The following is a 16,887-nucleotide window of genomic DNA, read 5'->3' as shown; positions in this document are numbered from 1 at the left end:
CCAATCCAGCGCGTAATGCCAGGAAGGACAGGCCCGTCACCGGATTTGACTGGCCGCAAAAAAGAACAACAAGGACGAGGTTCCACCATGCTGTCGTATTTCCTACGCCGGATGCTTTTGATCATTCCGACGTTTCTCGGTATCACCCTGCTCGTCTTCACCATCACCCGTTTCGTGCCGGGCGGACCGGTCGAACGCATGCTGCTGCAAGCCCAGGTTTCCCAGAATGAATCCGGCCGCTCCAGCGGCAGCAAGGGGGCGCAAGCCCTCTCCGATGAACAGATCGAGGAGCTCAAGGCCTTCTATGGCCTCGACAAGCCCATGCTGGTCGCCTACTGGGAGTGGCTGCAGAAGCTGGCGGTGCTGGATCTGGGCGAATCGACCCGCTACTACGAACCGGTGTGGGATCTCATCAAGGAGCGGCTCCCGGTCACCGCCTTCTTCGGGCTGGCAACCTTTCTGCTGAGCTATGCGGTCTCCATTCCGCTCGGGGTGGCCAAGGCGCTCAGGCACAACAGCCGCTTCGACTCGTTAAGCTCCATGCTTATCTACATGGCCTATGCCCTGCCCGCCTACGTGGTGGGGATCTTCCTCATCACCGTCTTCGCCTTCCATCTGGAGTGGCTGCCGATGGGCGGTTTTCCGGGGGATGACTTTGAATACATGGAGAGCAGCTGGGATCAGATCCGCACTGTCTTTGCCCACGCCCTGCTGCCGCTTATCGCCTACGCCATCGGCGATTTCGCCATCCTCACCATGACTATGAAAAACAGCCTGATGGAGAACCTGTCGGCCGATTATGTGCGTACCGCCGTAGCCAAGGGACTGCCGTTTCGCAAGGCGGTCACCGACCATGCCATGCGCAACAGCCTGATCCCCATCGCCAGTCACCTGGGGTCTGTGCTCACCGTTTTCTTTGGCGGCTCCTTCCTCATCGAGACCATCTTCAACATCGACGGCATCGGCCTGCTCGGTTACGAGGCTATCGTCGAGCGGGATTACCCCACCGTCATGGGCATTCTGGCCATCACCTCCATGCTGATGCTGATAGGCAATATCGTCTCCGATATCTGCGTTGCCCTCGTTGATCCCCGCGTGCGGTTTGGAGACTGACCATGAAGATCAATCCGGTTACCTTGAAAAAACTCAAGCGCTTCAAGTCGATCAAGCGCGGTTACTACTCCTTCATCATCTTCACCACCCTGGTGCTGCTCTCCCTGCTGGCGGAGCTGCTGGTCAACAGCCGGGCACTGATGGTGAGCTATCAGGGCCAGCTGCACTTCCCCACCTATGGCGATGTGATCCCCGGTCAGCAGTTCGGGCTCGATTACGAGTACGAAACCAACTACCGCCAGCTCAAGGCCAAGTTTGCCGCAGAGGGCCAGGGCAACTGGGTGCTGCTGCCGCTAGTCCCCTGGAACCCCTATGAGCAGGATTTTAAGGAGGATGCCTACCCGCCCTACGCCCCCAGCGCGGCCGAGCGCCACTTCCTCGGCACCGACACCAGCGGCCGCGACGTGCTGGCGCGGCTGGTTTACGGCTTTCGCATCGCTATCGGCTTTGCCTTTATCGCGCTGGCGGCCAGTTACGCCATCGGGGTCACCATCGGCTGTCTGATGGGCTTTCTCGGCGGCCGCTTTGATCTCATCCTGCAACGCTTTATCGAGATCTGGTCCCAGGTGCCGTTTCTCTACGTCATCATGATCCTGGTGTCGCTGGCCAAGCCCAACTTCGGCCTGTTTGTCGCCATCAACGTCCTGTTCGGCTGGATGGGGATCACCTGGTATATGCGCACCCTCACCTACAAGGAGCGGGCGCGGGACTATGTGATGGCGGCGCGGGCACAAGGGGCGACCACCGGGCGGATCATCTTCAACCATATCCTGCCCAACACCCTGATGATGATCGTCACCCTGGCGCCATTCGCCGTGGTGGGCAATATCTCCACCCTGACGGCACTCGACTATCTTGGCTTCGGGCTGGCACCGCCGACCCCGAGCTGGGGAGAGCTGCTCTCCCAGGGCATCAACAATCTGGATGCCATCTGGATCGTCAGCTCGGTGGTGGCTGCGGTGAGTCTGGTGCTGATCATGGTCTCCTTTATCGGTGAGGCGATCCGCGAGGCGTTTGATCCGCGCAAATTTACCCGTTACCAATAAGCCAGCCGATGCCAATGCATCGGCAGGCGTCGGATAACGAACAGTGATTAATGAAGGACGGGCCGCCGCCATCGGCGGTCCCGGGAGCAAGGGATAATCCCGTTATCAATCAAGACCCCCAGTGCAGGGGCCAGACCTGGAAGTCAAACATGAAAAATAAAATCAAATGGATAGGTGCTCTCTTTGTGCTGGTAAACGGATCCTGGGTCTGGGCGGCCAGCCTGCCCGCGGATCTCAAATGGGAGACCAACGACACGGATCCTGTGTTCGCCTCCCCCAAGGCGCTGCCGGGCGGCAGCCTCAATATGTTTGTGGAGAGCTTTCCGCTGACGTTCCGCACCGTGGGGCCTGACTCCAACGGATCGTTCCGCTCCTTTATTCTCGATAACCAGTTGCGGCTCATCAGCTTCCACCCCAATACCGGCAACCCGATTCCGTCGCTCGCGACCCACTGGGCCATCGCGCCAGACAGCCAGACCGTCTACTTCAAGCTGGATCCGCGAGCCAAATGGTCGGATGGCAAGCCGGTCAATGCCGATGACTACACCTTCGGCTACGAGATGATGCGCTCCAAACACATCAAGGGGCCCTGGTTCAACAACTACTACACCACTGAAGTGGTAGCGGTAGAGAAGATCGATGATCACACCATTATGGTCAAAGCGGGCAACCGCAAGGCCAAGATGGACCTGCTCAACACCACCGAGCTGTGGCCCCAACCCAAGCACTACTACAAGCTGACCCCCAACTGGGTGAAACAGTACAACTGGGCCGTGGTGCCCACTACAGGTCCCTACGTGATCAGCGACGTCAAGAAGGGCAAGTCAGTCACCTTCAGCAAGCAGAAGGATTGGTGGGCAAAAGACGATCGCTACAACCAGCACAGATTCAACATCGACACCATCAAGGTGCAGGTGATCCGCGACCACAACATCGCCTTCCGCCACTTCCTGAAAGGGGAGATCGATACCTTCGAGATGATCCTGCCCAACTGGTGGCATGAAAAAGCGGTCACCCCGGAGTACAAAAAAGGCTACGTGCAGAAGGTAATGGCCATGACCGATACCAAACAGGGCGGTCAGGGTGTGCACCTGAATGTGGCCAACCCCAAGCTGGCGGATGTGAACGTGCGCCTCGGCATCCAGCACGCCTTCAACATCGACAAGATGATCGAGACCGTGCTGCGCGGCGACTATGACAGAGCCTCCACCTTCGACTCGGGCTTTGGCGAATTCACCGATATAACGCTGCCGGAGCGGGCTTATGACATCGGTAAGGCGCGGGAGTATTTTGCCAAGGGCGGCTACAACAAGCCGGGGCCGGACGGCATCCTGCAAAATGAGAAGGGAGAGCGGCTGACGCTAGCACTCACCTACACCAGTCAGGAGCACTCCAAGCGCCTGACCGTGCTGAAAGAGGAGGCCAAGAAAGCGGGTCTCGATCTGGAGCTTAACCTAGTGGATGGCGCCACCGGTTTCAAGGTGATGCTGGAGAAGAAACACGAAGCGGCCTGGCTCGGCTGGGGCGGCGGCGGTCTCTATCCGCAATATTGGGAGTTTTTCCACTCCGCCAACGCCAACAAGCCGCAGACCAACAACCTGTTCAACGTAGCGGACAAGGAGCTCGACGCGCTGATCGACGCCTACAACGTCGAATTCGACATGGCCAAGCGGGCCAAGCTCTCCCAGCAGATCCAGCAGCGCATCTATGACCTCGCCATCTTCGTGCCCGGGGTGCAGCTCAACTATGTGCGGGCCAGCAGCTGGCGTTATGTGATGCTGCCGGAGGTGCCTGCCACCAAGAACACGCCGGATCTGCTCTACTGGCCGATGGATGGTTATCCTCACAGTAGTGGCGGTCTGCTCTGGCTCGATCCCAAGGTGAAGGAAGAGACCCGCAACGCCAAGGAGGCAGGGGAGGCGCTGGCGCCCATCAACCTGCTCGACAAGACCTATGCACGTCATTGATATTCAGGCCATTGCGAAGGGAGCAGCCGTTATGCCCAACACTCAGGCCCCCATTCTTGACGTACCGGATAACGGGGGGGAGTTCGCCGTTGATAACGGCCAGCACCAGGCCCCAATCCTCGAAGTACGCGATCTTGAGGTGGAGTTCGCCGTCGATGACGGCAAGATCAAGGTGCTCGACGGGGTCAGCTTCAAGGTGGCCCCCGGTCAGACGCTGGGGATCGTAGGCGAGTCTGGCTGTGGCAAGAGTGTCACTTCACTCGCCATCATGGGGCTCTTGCCCAAGCCCCATGGTCAGGTGGTAGCAGGCTCCATCCACTTTCAGGGGGAGGAGCTGCTGTCGCTTGCACCGGATCAGATGTACAAGGTGCGCGGCAACCGCATCTCGATGATCTTTCAGGAACCGATGACGGCCCTCAACCCGGTGCAGACGGTCGGTGAGCAGCTGATGGAGGTGTTTCGCCTCCATCGCCCCGAGTATGACAAGGCCCAGCGCAAAGCCGCGGCCATCGCCATGCTGCAGAAGGTGGGGATCCCGGAACCAGCCCAGCGCTTTGCGGTCTATCCCCACAACCTCTCCGGCGGTATGCGCCAGCGGGTGATGATCGCCATGGCGCTCTCCTGCGAGCCAGACCTGCTTATCTGCGACGAGCCGACCACGGCGCTGGATGTCACCATTCAGGCCCAGATCCTCGAACTGATGAAAGAGCTGCAGGCCCAGACCGGGATGGCCATCATCTTTATCACCCACGATCTGGGGGTAGTGGCTGAGCTGTGCGACGAAGTGGTGGTGATGTATGCCGGGCGGGCGGTAGAGCAGGCCGACGTGTTCGAACTGTTTGACCACCCCCGTCACCCCTATACCCACGGCTTGATGAGCTCAATCCCGCGGCTCGAGGATGAGCCCAAGAGCCTGCTCAAGACCATCAAGGGACAAGTGCCAGCCCTGCACGAGATGCCCGCTGGCTGCCGCTTCTCCAACCGCTGCCCCCATGCAACCGATCTCTGCATCAGCGCAATTCCGGCGGTGGAGCAACTCAATCCGCGCCACCATGTCGCCTGTCACTACTGGAAGGAGTTGACCGTATGAGCACTCTGTTATCGGTCAGGGATCTGAAACAGCACTTCCGGCTGGGAGACGGGTTCCTGCGCAAGCAATATACGGTTCACGCGGTGGATGGCATCAGCTTCGACCTGAAACAGGGAGAAACGCTGGGGCTGGTGGGTGAGTCGGGCTGCGGCAAATCCACCCTTGGGCGAAGTCTGCTCAAGCTGTTCGAGCCGACCGCAGGCACCATCACCTTCGAGGGGCGCGACATCACCGCCCTCAGCCCGAAGGAGATGCGCTCCCTGCGTCAGGAGATGCAGATGGTGTTTCAGGACCCTGCAGAATCCCTCAACAGCCGCCACACCGTGGGCCAGATCCTGGAGGAGCCCTTTATCATCCACGGTAAAGGCAACACTGAGCAGCGGCGCGGCTGGGTACAGGAACTGCTGGCAAAAGTGGGCCTGCCGGGCAGCGCGGTGGATCGCTACCCCCACGAGTTTTCCGGCGGTCAGCGCCAGCGGATCGGCATCGCCCGCGCCATCGCCCTCAAGCCCAAGCTGCTGGTGTGCGACGAGGCGGTCTCGGCCCTCGATGTCTCGGTGCAGTCGCAGATCGTAAACCTGCTGCTCAGCCTGCAGCGGGAGATGAACCTATCCATCATCTTCATCGCCCACGATCTGTCGGTGGTTAAACACATCTCGGATCGGATTGCAGTGATGTATCTGGGACGGATCGTCGAACTGGCGGATGCCCAGTCGCTCTATCTGGCGCCGCGCCACCCTTACACCCAGGCGCTGATCTCTGCCATTCCGGTACCGGATCCACGCAGGCGCAGCCAGCGCATTCTGCTGACCGGCGATGTGCCCTCCCCCATCTCGCCGCCAAGCGGCTGCCACTTCCACCAGCGCTGCCCCCATGCGACCGAGCTGTGCAAAAGCAAGGCGCCAAGGCTTGAGGCGTGTGATGAGGCCCATCATCAGGTGGCCTGCCACACCCCGCTCGCCGTCAGTGGTCACGCTATCAGCGGCAGCGCCATGAGCGGTGACAGCAGGCTGGAGCAGGCGAGCTAGGCGCAGCGAACAAACCCCAGGGTAGAAACAGACGAGGCGGCCATCAGGCCGCCTCGTGCTATCGGGTCACGCTTGTCTTATCGAGCCACTGCCGCAGCTTGTCAGGCAATCTGGTAACGGCCCGGCTTGTGGTTGAGTGTCAACACCAGATTACAGATAACCGCCGCCACGATGGAGAGCGCCAGGATCCAGGGCTGCACCACGAAAAACGAGGCGACAACAATGGCGCAATCGAGCCCCATCTGCAGCTTACCAGCCCGGATGCCAAAGCGATCCTGAATAAAGAGCGCCAGAATGTTGAAGCCCCCCAGACTCGACTTGTGACGGAACATGATGAGCAGCCCCATGCCAATCAGGGTACCGCCGATCAGCGCCGCATAGAGAGGCTCTATCTTGCCGATCTGCAACACCCCGTTGAGGTGATCGGTCATGTAGGAGACCGCCGCCACCGAGACAAAGGTGTTGAAGGTAAAACGGGGCCCCATCCGCAGCCATGCCAGCGCATAGAAGGGCAGGTTGATGCCGAAAAACAGCAGGCCGAAGCTGATACCGGTCACCTTTTGCAGCAGCAGCGCCAGCCCGGCAGTCCCGCCGGTGAGCAGGCCAACCTGATGAAACAGAAAGATGCCGAGGGAAACAAAGCCGGCCGCCGTCAGCAGGGCCAGCACATCCTCATAAATAGGATGGGCAGTGCGAATCGAGGTGTTGTCCATAACCTGTATCCAAGCGAAGTAAAGAGAGAGTGTCTGTCGCCTGCCGTTGCGGGCGGGCTGCGAGCCCTGTCCACAGGGCTTCGTTATGGGGTCCAGTCTATTTTTTGTGAAAAGGATCACAACAGTCAGGCTGAACGCCCCATTCTGGTGCCTGTCATCTGGCATTGACACTCGCTGCACCAAGATGCAGCATGCCGCGGTTTAAGCGCGCCATCCCCCATTCACAGCACGAGGCACTTTTCATGAAGGTCACCATTTTTGGCACAGGCTATGTCGGGCTGGTGCAGGCCGCCGTTCTGGCCGAGGTGGGCCATCAGGTCTGCTGCGTGGATGTGGATGGCGAGCGGATCGCCGCCCTCAGGCTGGGGCAGATCCCCTTCTACGAGCCAGGGCTGGCCCCGCTGGTCGAGAGTCATCTGGCCAGCGGCCGCCTGAGCTTCACGGTCGATCCCGCCATTGCCGTGGCACACGCCGACCTGCTGCTGATCGCCGTGGGCACCCCGGCTGACGAGGATGGCTCGGCCGACCTGCAACATGTGCTGGCGGTGGCCGACACCATAGGCCGACTGATGAGCCGCCCCAAGCTGGTGGTGACCAAGAGCACAGTACCGGTCGGCACGGCGCAGCAAGTAAAAGAACACATTGAGCTACAGTTGGCCGAACGTGGGCTGACCCTCACCTGCGAGGTGGCAGCCAATCCCGAGTTTCTCAAGGAGGGGGCGGCTGTCAACGACTGCATGCGGCCGGATCGCATCATCATCGGCTGTGACAGCGAGCGGGCGCTTGAGCAGTTGCGCGCCCTCTACGCCCCCTTCAACCGAAATCACGACCGGATCGTGGTGATGGATCTGCGCAGCGCAGAGCTCACCAAATACGCCGCCAACGCCATGCTGGCCACCAAGATCTCCTTTATGAACGAGATGGCAGCCCTCGCCGAGCAGCTGGGGGCCGATATCGAGGCGGTGCGCCAGGGGATGGGGGCCGATCCCCGCATCGGTTACCACTTTATCTACCCGGGCTGCGGCTACGGCGGCTCCTGCTTCCCCAAAGATATCAAGTCGTTGCGCCATACCGCGGCGAGTGTCGGCTGCGACGCCCCGCTTTTAGCGGCGGTCGAGCAGGTCAACCAGCGCCAGCAACAGAAGATGGCGCAAACCCTGCTGACCCGCTTCGGCCCGGATCTGCGTGGCCACACCTTTGCCCTGTGGGGACTGGCGTTCAAACCCGGCACAGACGATATGCGCGATGCGCCGAGCCGCCCGCTGCTGGCCGCCATCTGGGCTGCCGGTGGCCGGGTGCAGGCCTTTGATCCCAAAGCGATGGGGCGTACCCATGAGCTTTACGGCCAACGGCCGGATCTGCTGCTCTGCCCGACTCAGGAATCTGCGCTGGAAGGGGCCGATGCTCTGCTGATCTGTACCGAGTGGCAGGCGTTTCGCGCCCCCGATTTCCAGCAGTTGAAGGCCCTGCTCAACCAGCCCGTCATCATCGATGGCCGCAACCTCTATGACCCCCGCCAGCTCAGCGAGCTCGGGTTTGACTATCACGCCATCGGGCGGCCACATCTTCCCGCCAAAAAGCCGCCTGCCAACACCAGTTGCAACCCGGAGACTAAACCATGATCTATCTGGTCACCGGCGTCGCCGGTTTTATCGGTTTTCATGTAGCCAGCCAGCTGTGCGCCGCAGGTCATCGGGTGGTGGGGATCGACAACCTCAACGACTACTACGAGGTGAGTCTGAAAGAGGCGCGGCTGGCCCAGCTGGCCAGTTTCCCCCATTTTCACTTCGAGCGGCTGGATCTGGCGGATCGCGAGGCGATGGCGACCCTGTTTGCCCGCCACGGTTTCGAGCGGGTGATCCATCTGGGGGCGCAGGCGGGGGTACGTTACTCCATCGACAATCCGTTCGCCTATGCCGACAGCAACCTCACCGGTATGCTGACGGTGCTGGAGGGGTGTCGTCACCACGGGATTCAGCACCTGATATACGCCTCCTCCAGCTCGGTCTATGGCATGGGGGATCAGATGCCCTACTCCACCGCGCAGCAGGTAGATCACCCCGTCTCCCTCTACGCCGCCACCAAGAAGAGCGGCGAGCTGATGGCTCACGCCTATTCCGCGCTCTATGGCTTGCCCACCACAGGGCTGCGCTTTTTTACCGTCTACGGCCCCTGGGGCCGGCCTGACATGGCCATCATCAAGTTCACCCGCGCCATCCTCGCGGGCGAGCCAATCGACGTATACAACCACGGCGATCTCAGCCGCGACTTCACCTATATCGACGACATCGTCGCGGGGATCCTAACCGTGGCCGATCAGCCGCCCCGCCCCAATCCCGATTGGCACGCCAGCAAGCAGAGCCCGGCCGAGAGCGCAGCTCCCTACCGTATCCTCAATATCGGTCATGGTCAGCCGGTGCGGCTGCTCGATTTTATCGAGGCGCTGGAAGAGGCCCTCGGCAAACCCGCCATCAAGCGGATGCAGCCGATGCAAGCGGGTGACATGCACGCCACCTGGGCCGACAGCGAACCGCTGCACACCCTCGCCGGTCTGCGCCCCGCTACGCCCCTCAAGCAAGGTGTTGCCGAGTTTGTCCGCTGGTATATCGACTACTACCGACCCGCCCGCTGACGAGCGTGGGTAGCCCCTCGGTCATTGATGAGTTAATCAGATACCACTGATGCCCCGCGGGTTTTAGGATGGCTAAACGCACTGTCTGCGCACCATAGCGAGGATTTGAGATGCAATCACAGGAACAGGGTCTGATCGATGGACTGTTCGACCGCCTCAAGCAAGCGCAAGCCAGGGATAGCAAGCGAGACCCACAAGCGGATCAGCTGATCCGCCAGCATCTGGCCCAGCAGCCCGATGCCCCCTACTACATGGCCCAGGCGCTGCTAATTCAGCAGGCTGCCCTTACTCGCCTCAACGAGCGGGTCAATGAGCTGGAAGCCAGCCAGAGCGCCCCAAATGGTGGCAGTTTTCTCTCCGGCCTGTTTGGTAGCGAAAGCAGCCCTCCTCCGCGCTTTACGCCGCCACCGGCATCCGCTCCTGCCCAGCCAGCATCCCGTACCAGCTCCTTTTTGAGCGGCGCCCTGCAAACCGCCGCCGGTGTGGCCGGTGGCGTGATGCTGGCCGATATGATCGGCGGACTGTTTCACAACAACCGCCCCGAGGAGATCATCGATATCATTGAACCGGCGGCCATTGCCAATCCGGTCGATGCGGAACCGGTGCGCTGGGACGGCTGGGATTCACCTCCCGATGCTGGCAGCAATTTTCTCGACGACGATAGCCAGATTAGCGGCTGGGCCGACAGTGACGATAACAACGGCGGTTTCTTCTGACCGTCAAACCATTACTGGCCCCGCATCTGGCGGGGCCCAACTCGATACGAACCCCATGACTATGGAAAGTGTGATGACACCACGGATCGGCAGCGGCATGACGCGATATACTCAGCGCGCTTCGTGCCACCCGGGAACAACTCCCGACCCCAGGCGCTCTGTCCGTGGCCACGCCCCCCCCATGACGACAAGGAGCCACCTCATGATCCGAACCCTGTTTTTGACCGGTGCCGCCATTGCGGCCTATGCCCTGACCCAGAGCCACTCTCTGCTTCCCCTGCTCAGCCTGCTGGCCCTGCTTTCGCTCTGGGTTGTCAGCGAAATTGGCAGCTTCTATCGCACGCTTCCTCCCACGGTGCTGGATGAGCAGGAGTATCACCACGACTTTTAACCGGATGAAAAATGGTGTGAAACTGTCGAGATGCCGTTAGTTCCATACCGTTTTGCTCTCTGAAATCTCCACGCTATAACAACAGGATCCACTCTGTTCGTGGCGATAGCAGCCATGTTCCTCTATATCTTCTGTACTCAAACAGGAGATAACCCATGAGGCACATCAGCGAAAACGGACTGTTTTTGCTGCTTTTTTTGTCGTTGTTACTGGCAGGTACGCCGCGGGCGATGGCACAAGGCAGGGATTTCAGACAGGCCCCCAAGGCGCTGACGGCGATCAAGCAGGGTCAAGTGGCCCAGCAACACGGCAATCTGCAAAAGGCCATCGCCCTCTACTGTGTCGCCGCCAGCACCGGCAACCCTGAAGGATATTTCCGGATCGGCCGCCTGCTCGCCACCGGCCCAGCCTCGGTGCGCAGCGCCAAGCTGGCCAACAGTTATCTCGCCATGGCGATGCGCCTTGGTAACCGACAGTCTGCCCGCTACTACAACGCCCGCATCGGCAATGCTCCCATGGGTGATCAGTGCGGCATCGGGATCCGTGGCGGTCAGGGTGGCTATCTGGCCGGGCTCCCCTCCACCCCCTTCAATGTCGACTCCTGGGTTGCCCGCCAACCCCCCACCAAGCAAAAGTTGGTCACCATGCTCCGTCACGCCGCCAAACACCATAAGGTGGATGCCCGGCTGGTACTGGCGATTGCCATCGCCGAATCCAATCTCAACAGCCGCGCCGTTTCACCCAAGAATGCTCAGGGGCTGATGCAGCTGATCCCCGAAACCCAGCAACGGTTCGGGGTAACCCGGCCATTCGATCCGGCACAGAACATCAAGGGTGGCATCAGTTATCTCAAATGGCTGGATCGCCGCTTCGATGGCGACTGGGTACTGATCTCGGCGGCCTACAATGCCGGGGAAAAAGCGGTGGAACGCTATGGCGGGATCCCACCCTATGACGAGACGCAGGAGTATGTGAAACGGGTGCTCTACTTCGCTGGCCACAAGCAGCCCTGAGCGGGAGGTCAGGAGCTCGCCCGCTCGGAAGGCGGCACACGCCCCTTTCTGCGGCCACTGTGGCGGCCACGCCCCCAATAATCGAAGCCATAGTGGCGGTAGTAACCCACCAGATTGCTGAACAGAAACAGCCCCTCCATCAGCGCGGCGACCGGTGAGCCCACCAGCAGATTGTTAACCAGCCAGCAGAGGGTACCGAGCAGCATCCAGCGCCGCAAAAGGCGATCATCAGGGCAAAACGCGGCCCGGGTTTGCAGCAGGCTCGCCAGCAGCCCGATCCATGAGAGCAGGCCCTGATAGGTCGCCAGCGCCGCCGCACAGGCCAACCCCATGAAAAACCACATCAAGATGCGGCGAACCAGCCAGATGCTCACCAGAAAGCGCATACTGGCCAGCAGCAACAGGCTGGCGGCCGACCACTGCCCGAGCAGGGCAAAGTGACCGGCATTGAGCGCGCAGGAGAGGGCCAGACAGGCCAGGATCCTGCGGCGATCCCGCAACTGAAACGACAACAGATCGAGCAACAAGGCCAGGCTCACCACCAGCTGCGACCACAGAAACAGCGACATCATCCACACCTCATCCGTCATTTGGATGGCGCAGCTTGAGGGGATGGTCGGAGAGCGGCATTAACCCGTGTTAATGCGCCTGCGGATCCGTGACAGAGTGACCGGACTGATACCGATATAGTTGGCGAGCTGCACCTGAGTGAGCCGCGCAGGCCAGTGAGGGAAGGTGTGGCAGAGCTCCCGATAACGCTCCTCGGGAGAGTGAAGCAGCAAAAACGCCTCCTTGCGCTCCTTGTAACCGAGCTGCTGGCGCAACAGGGCCATGCAGACCGGCTGCCAGGCGGGCTCATCCAGCAGGGTGAGCGGCACCCGCACCACCTGCAACTCCGTCAGCGCCTCCAGCTGATAGCGGGCGGGCGACCCCGTGAGCCAGCTGTCATAGAGCAGGCAAAGTTCCCCCTCGAAGTAGAACTCCTTGCAGCGCTCCTGTCCGTCCCGGGTGTAGTGGCAGGCGCGAGCGATGCCCGCTTCGATATAGCAGGCAGCTTCCTGCTCTGCCCCTTGCGCCAACAGTGCCTGACCGGCACGCAGCGTCTGCCGTGGCAAGCGCTGGCAGAGAGCTTCACTCAGCGCGACGTCCAATCCCATTGTGCAGAGAAAGGCAGCCAGTGAGGGGGCTTGAGGAGATGGGTTCATGACGGCTCCGGGACAAAACGGCAGCCCACATCATGCCCAAATTGCACGGCTGATGCAGCAAGACGTGACCGCGGCGGCAAAGGGGGGCGCCAACCGGGCGCCGCCTTTGCCCACCCTCGTCCGTTGGTTTACAATCGACGGGTTTTTTGGAACCCGGTTGACCTGTGTCGACCTGGCCCCACCACGACATCAGTCTGTTAATGCCAAGACATTAACCTGCTGAAAAGGAAGAGAATTAGCCAATGGCTCAATTTATTTACACCATGAACAGGGTCGGCAAGGTAGTGCCGCCCAAGCGTCATATTCTCAAGAACATCTCCTTGAGCTTCTTCCCGGGCGCCAAGATCGGCGTGCTGGGTTTGAACGGCGCCGGTAAATCGACCCTGCTGCGCATCATGGCGGGTATCGACACCGAGATCGAAGGGGAAGCCCGTCCGCAGCCCGGCATCAAGATCGGCTACCTGCCGCAGGAGCCTAAGCTGGATCCGGAGCAGACCGTACGCGAGGCGGTCGAAGAGGCCGTTGGCGAAGTGAAGCGCGCCATGGCCCGTCTGGACGAGGTCTATGCGGCCTACGCCGACCCGGATGCCGACTTTGACAAGCTGGCCCGCGAACAGGGCGAGCTGGAAGCCATCATCCAGGCTCAGGGCGGCCACAACATGGAAAACCAGCTGGAGCGCGCGGCCGATGCCCTGCGCCTGCCGGCTTGGGATGCAAAGATCAAGCACCTCTCCGGTGGTGAGCGCCGCCGTGTGGCACTCTGCCGTCTGCTGCTGGAAAAGCCGGACATGCTGCTGCTGGACGAACCGACCAACCACCTGGATGCGGAATCCGTGGCCTGGCTGGAGCGCTTCCTGCACGACTACGAAGGCACTGTCGTAGCCATCACCCACGACCGTTACTTCCTCGACAACGTGGCGGGCTGGATCCTGGAGCTGGACCGCGGCGAAGGTATTCCGTGGGAAGGCAACTACTCCTCCTGGCTGGAGCAGAAGGACGCCCGTCTGGCGCAGGAAGCCAGTTCCGAAGCGGCCCGTCGCAAGTCCATCGAGAAAGAGCTGGAGTGGGTTCGTCAAAATCCGAAAGGGCGTCAGGCCAAGTCCAAGGCCCGTATGGCTCGCTTCGAAGAGCTCAACACCAACGACTACCAGAAGCGCAACGAGACCAACGAGCTATTCATTCCGCCCGGACCGCGCCTCGGCGACAAGGTGGTTGAAGTGGCCAACCTGCGCAAATCCTACGGTGATCGGGTGCTGATCGACGATCTCTCTTTCTCCATTCCGAAGGGAGCCATCGTCGGCATCATCGGCCCGAACGGTGCCGGTAAGTCGACCCTGTTCCGCATGATGTCGGGTCAGGAGCAGCCGGATTCCGGTGCCATTACCCTGGGTGAAACCGTGGTGCTGGCCTCTGTCGATCAGTTCCGCGACAGCATGGATGACAAGAAGACGGTATTCGAGGAAGTCGCTGACGGTCAGGATATCCTGCGCATCGGCAACTACGAGTTCCCGAGCCGCGCCTACATCGGCCGCTTCAACTTCAAGGGTTCCGACCAGCAGAAGCGGGTTGGCGAACTCTCCGGTGGTGAGCGCGGTCGTCTGCATCTGGCCAAGCTGCTGCAGACCGGCGGCAACGTGCTGCTGCTGGATGAACCGACCAACGATCTGGATATCGAAACCCTGCGCGCCCTCGAGAACGCCCTGCTGGAGTTCCCGGGTTGTGCCATGGTCATCTCCCACGACCGCTGGTTCCTCGACCGTATTGCCACTCACATCCTGGACTATCAGGATGAGGGCAAGATCGAGTTCTTCGAAGGTAACTTTACCGAATACGAAGAGTGGAAGAAGAAGACCTACGGCGCCGAGGCGATCCAGCCCCATCGCGCCAAGTACAAGCGCATCGCCAAATAAGGCTGACTGCGTGTTGAGGGGAGCTTCGGCTCCCCTTTCTGTTGCCTTTTGACTTACAATCCTAGACGGATGCCTTTGCATGGATGTAGCACGATGACGACCCCCATAGAGAAAAAACTCACCATCCAGATCCGGGTTGAACCGGGTTGCCTCGGGCCGGATGGCAAGGAGCACATAGAGACCTTCTGTGCTGCTACCGCCAAGATTTTTGCCGCCGTGGAGCCCGAGCTGGTGAGCTGGGTGCTGATCCCCCGCTACGACAAGCAACTACCGGAGCAGGAGTTCTTTATCGAGGGGCGCAAGCTGACCGAAGAGCAGGCCAGCCTCTTTCTACGCCGCTTCGGCCGCGAACTGGGTGAAGTGCAAGACCGGCTCGACTCGGTGCTGGCCCAGCTGGTCGAACGCTACTTCAAGACCCTTTAAGCCCCCAATTTTCGATAAAAGGTTCTCTGCTGAGAACCTTTTTTCATGCTCAAAAAGCAAACGTTTGAATTTTTACTCTATTCATTGATCTGCTTCGCAGATCCGGGGTTTGTAAACGGCGCCGCCTGTGTAAAAATGTGCGCGCTGTCACGGTATCAGGACGAGTCTGGTTACTTAACCGCCAGAAACAGGGCAATTTACCCCGCATGGATGGGATAGCCCGTTCCCCTGCTGCTTATTTCACGTCACCTATTGGAATCCAACATGAATCAACAACACCAAGCTGCCAATCAGGCCGCCGGGCAAGGATTGCTTGAGCGCCTGTTTGCCCTGCAAGGCCATGGCACTACCGCCCGCACCGAAGTGATCGCCGGTATCACCACCTTCCTGACCATGGTCTACATCGTGTTCGTCAACCCGCAGATCCTCTCTGCGGCAGGCATGGACACCCAGGCCGTGTTCGTCACCACCTGCCTCATCGCCGGTATCGGCAGCATCCTGATGGGCCTGTTGGCCAACCTGCCGATCGCGCTGGCCCCCGCCATGGGCCTCAACGCCTTCTTCGCCTTCGTGGTGGTGGCAGGTATGGGCTACTCCTGGCAAGTGGGCATGGGCACCATCTTCTGGGGCGCCATGGGTCTGTTGATCCTCACCCTGCTGCGGGTGCGTTACTGGCTGATCGGCAACATTCCGCTCACCCTGCGGGTTGGCATCACCGCCGGTATCGGTCTGCTGATCGCCCTGCTCGGCCTGCACAACGCCGGGATCGTGGTGGCCAGCCCCGCGACTATGGTGACCGTGGGCAACCTCACCTCCCTGCCCTGCCTGCTGGGTCTGCTCGGTTTCTTCCTGATCTGCATCTTCTCCGCTCGCGGCGTCCACTCCGCCGTGCTGATCGCCATCGTGGTCACCACGGGTCTGGGCTGGCTGTTTGGCGATGTCACCTTCAAGGGCTTTGTCTCCATGCCCCCCAGCATCGAACCGGTGTTCGGCCAGCTGGATCTGATGGGATCGCTCGATATCAGCCTCGCCGGGATCATCTTCTCCTTTATGCTGGTCAACCTGTTCGACTCTTCCGGCACCCTGATCGGCGTCACCAACCGCGCCAAGCTGGCCGATGACAAGGGCCACTTCCCGCGCATGAAACAGGCACTTATGGTGGATAGCGTCAGCTCCGTCGGCGGCGCCTTTATGGGCACCTCCTCGGTTACCGCCTTTATCGAGAGCAGCTCCGGCGTCGCCGTCGGCGGCCGTACCGGTCTGACCGCCATCGTGGTCGGCCTGCTGTTCCTGCTGGCTATCTTCTTCTCTCCGGTCGCCGCCATGGTGCCGGCCTATGCCGCCGCTGGCGCCCTTATCTATGTGGGTGTGCTGATGTGCTCCGAGCTGACCCGGGTGAAGTGGGAAGATCTGACCGAAGCGGTACCGGCCTTTATGACCGCGGTGATGATGCCGTTCAGCTTCTCCATCACCGAGGGGATCGCCGTGGGCTTTATCTCCTACTGCGTGATGAAGGCAGGCACCGGCCGCTGGCGCGAAATCAACCCCTGCGTGCTGGTGGTGGCCCTGCTGTTCGTGCTCAAGTTCGTCTGGGTCGACAGCCACTAAGCGGCACTCTGTCCCAATAAAAATGCCAGTCA

At 60.5% G+C, this 16,887-nt stretch carries 16 protein-coding genes; 13 read left to right on the top strand and 3 right to left on the bottom strand.

Translation table 11 applies throughout. The features are described 5' to 3' along the window. Nucleotides 1-87 precede the first annotated feature (87 nt). From AB5Z09_RS00840 to AB5Z09_RS00820, 5 genes are all read left to right on the top strand, one after another. Nucleotides 88-1,113 carry an ABC transporter permease subunit gene (locus tag AB5Z09_RS00840; RefSeq protein WP_031227629.1) on the top strand — a complete coding sequence of 342 codons (1,026 nt, stop codon included), beginning with the start codon at nucleotides 88-90 and terminating at the stop codon, nucleotides 1,111-1,113. Between the two features lie 2 nt (nucleotides 1,114-1,115). After that, nucleotides 1,116-2,159 (top strand): ABC transporter permease, encoded by a 1,044-nt coding sequence (locus AB5Z09_RS00835; protein WP_368194430.1) that lies wholly within the window; start codon nucleotides 1,116-1,118, stop codon nucleotides 2,157-2,159. A gap of 149 nt (nucleotides 2,160-2,308) precedes the next feature. Then, the gene (locus tag AB5Z09_RS00830; protein WP_279460976.1) at nucleotides 2,309-4,126 is read left to right on the top strand and encodes an extracellular solute-binding protein; all 1,818 of its coding nucleotides are present in this window, start codon (nucleotides 2,309-2,311) and stop codon (nucleotides 4,124-4,126) included. A 31-nt stretch (nucleotides 4,127-4,157) separates the two neighbouring features. Beyond that, nucleotides 4,158-5,216 (top strand): ABC transporter ATP-binding protein, encoded by a 1,059-nt coding sequence (locus AB5Z09_RS00825; RefSeq protein WP_368194428.1) that lies wholly within the window; start codon nucleotides 4,158-4,160, stop codon nucleotides 5,214-5,216. Next, entirely contained in the window at nucleotides 5,213-6,244 is a 1,032-nt protein-coding gene (locus AB5Z09_RS00820) for an ABC transporter ATP-binding protein (protein WP_368194426.1), read from the top strand. The genes AB5Z09_RS00825 and AB5Z09_RS00820 overlap by 4 nt, the downstream gene beginning before the upstream one ends. 101 nt (nucleotides 6,245-6,345) lie before the next feature. Here the strand turns inward: AB5Z09_RS00820 and AB5Z09_RS00815 are convergent, their stop codons facing one another. Continuing rightward, nucleotides 6,346-6,957: a YitT family protein gene (locus AB5Z09_RS00815; protein WP_005349421.1), complete on the bottom strand. Its 612-nt coding sequence runs from the start codon at nucleotides 6,955-6,957 to the stop codon at nucleotides 6,346-6,348. A 242-nt stretch (nucleotides 6,958-7,199) separates the two neighbouring features. On the opposite strand from AB5Z09_RS00815, the gene AB5Z09_RS00810 reads away from it, so the two are divergent. The 5 genes from AB5Z09_RS00810 to AB5Z09_RS00790 all read left to right on the top strand — a co-directional run bounded on the left by AB5Z09_RS00810 (nucleotide 7,200) and on the right by AB5Z09_RS00790 (nucleotide 11,709). Then, entirely contained in the window at nucleotides 7,200-8,579 is a 1,380-nt protein-coding gene (locus tag AB5Z09_RS00810) for a UDP-glucose/GDP-mannose dehydrogenase family protein (RefSeq protein ID WP_368194424.1), read from the top strand. Then, nucleotides 8,576-9,589, top strand: a complete 1,014-nt coding sequence (locus AB5Z09_RS00805; protein ID WP_368194422.1) for an NAD-dependent epimerase — start codon at nucleotides 8,576-8,578, stop codon at nucleotides 9,587-9,589. Before AB5Z09_RS00810 ends, AB5Z09_RS00805 begins: the two co-directional genes overlap by 4 nt. 110 nt (nucleotides 9,590-9,699) lie before the next feature. Further along, complete coding sequence (locus tag AB5Z09_RS00800) at nucleotides 9,700-10,305, top strand: DUF2076 domain-containing protein (protein ID WP_368194420.1); 606 nt, start codon at nucleotides 9,700-9,702, stop codon at nucleotides 10,303-10,305. A 202-nt stretch (nucleotides 10,306-10,507) separates the two neighbouring features. Next, the gene (locus AB5Z09_RS00795) at nucleotides 10,508-10,696 is read left to right on the top strand and encodes a hypothetical protein (protein WP_368194418.1); all 189 of its coding nucleotides are present in this window, start codon (nucleotides 10,508-10,510) and stop codon (nucleotides 10,694-10,696) included. A gap of 155 nt (nucleotides 10,697-10,851) precedes the next feature. Next, nucleotides 10,852-11,709, top strand: a complete 858-nt coding sequence (locus tag AB5Z09_RS00790; RefSeq protein ID WP_368194416.1) for a lytic transglycosylase domain-containing protein — start codon at nucleotides 10,852-10,854, stop codon at nucleotides 11,707-11,709. Between the two features lie 8 nt (nucleotides 11,710-11,717). On the opposite strand, the gene AB5Z09_RS00785 is transcribed toward AB5Z09_RS00790, so the two are convergent. Further along, entirely contained in the window at nucleotides 11,718-12,281 is a 564-nt protein-coding gene (locus AB5Z09_RS00785; RefSeq protein WP_368194414.1) for a YgjV family protein, read from the bottom strand. A 57-nt stretch (nucleotides 12,282-12,338) separates the two neighbouring features. Continuing rightward, on the bottom strand, nucleotides 12,339-12,914 hold the full coding sequence (locus AB5Z09_RS00780) for a Crp/Fnr family transcriptional regulator (protein WP_236340967.1): 576 nt from the start codon (nucleotides 12,912-12,914) through the stop codon (nucleotides 12,339-12,341). A gap of 242 nt (nucleotides 12,915-13,156) precedes the next feature. Between AB5Z09_RS00780 and ettA the strand changes: the two genes are divergently transcribed. The 3 genes from ettA (at nucleotide 13,157) to AB5Z09_RS00765 (ending at nucleotide 16,855) form a co-directional block, all read left to right on the top strand. Further along, a complete protein-coding gene (ettA, locus tag AB5Z09_RS00775; protein WP_184234287.1) occupies nucleotides 13,157-14,824 on the top strand; it encodes an energy-dependent translational throttle protein EttA in 1,668 nt (555 codons plus the stop codon). Between the two features lie 93 nt (nucleotides 14,825-14,917). After that, a complete protein-coding gene (locus tag AB5Z09_RS00770; RefSeq protein ID WP_368194411.1) occupies nucleotides 14,918-15,247 on the top strand; it encodes a hypothetical protein in 330 nt (109 codons plus the stop codon). A 264-nt stretch (nucleotides 15,248-15,511) separates the two neighbouring features. After that, nucleotides 15,512-16,855: an NCS2 family permease gene (locus AB5Z09_RS00765; protein ID WP_005343409.1), complete on the top strand. Its 1,344-nt coding sequence runs from the start codon at nucleotides 15,512-15,514 to the stop codon at nucleotides 16,853-16,855. Nucleotides 16,856-16,887: the final 32 nt, after the last annotated feature.

Source organism: Aeromonas sp. R2-2, assembly GCF_040908355.1.
Taxonomy (GTDB): Bacteria; Pseudomonadota; Gammaproteobacteria; order Enterobacterales; family Aeromonadaceae; genus Aeromonas; species Aeromonas veronii.
Note: the sequence above shows the minus strand (reverse complement) of the source record. Positions and strands in the feature narration are given on the sequence as shown.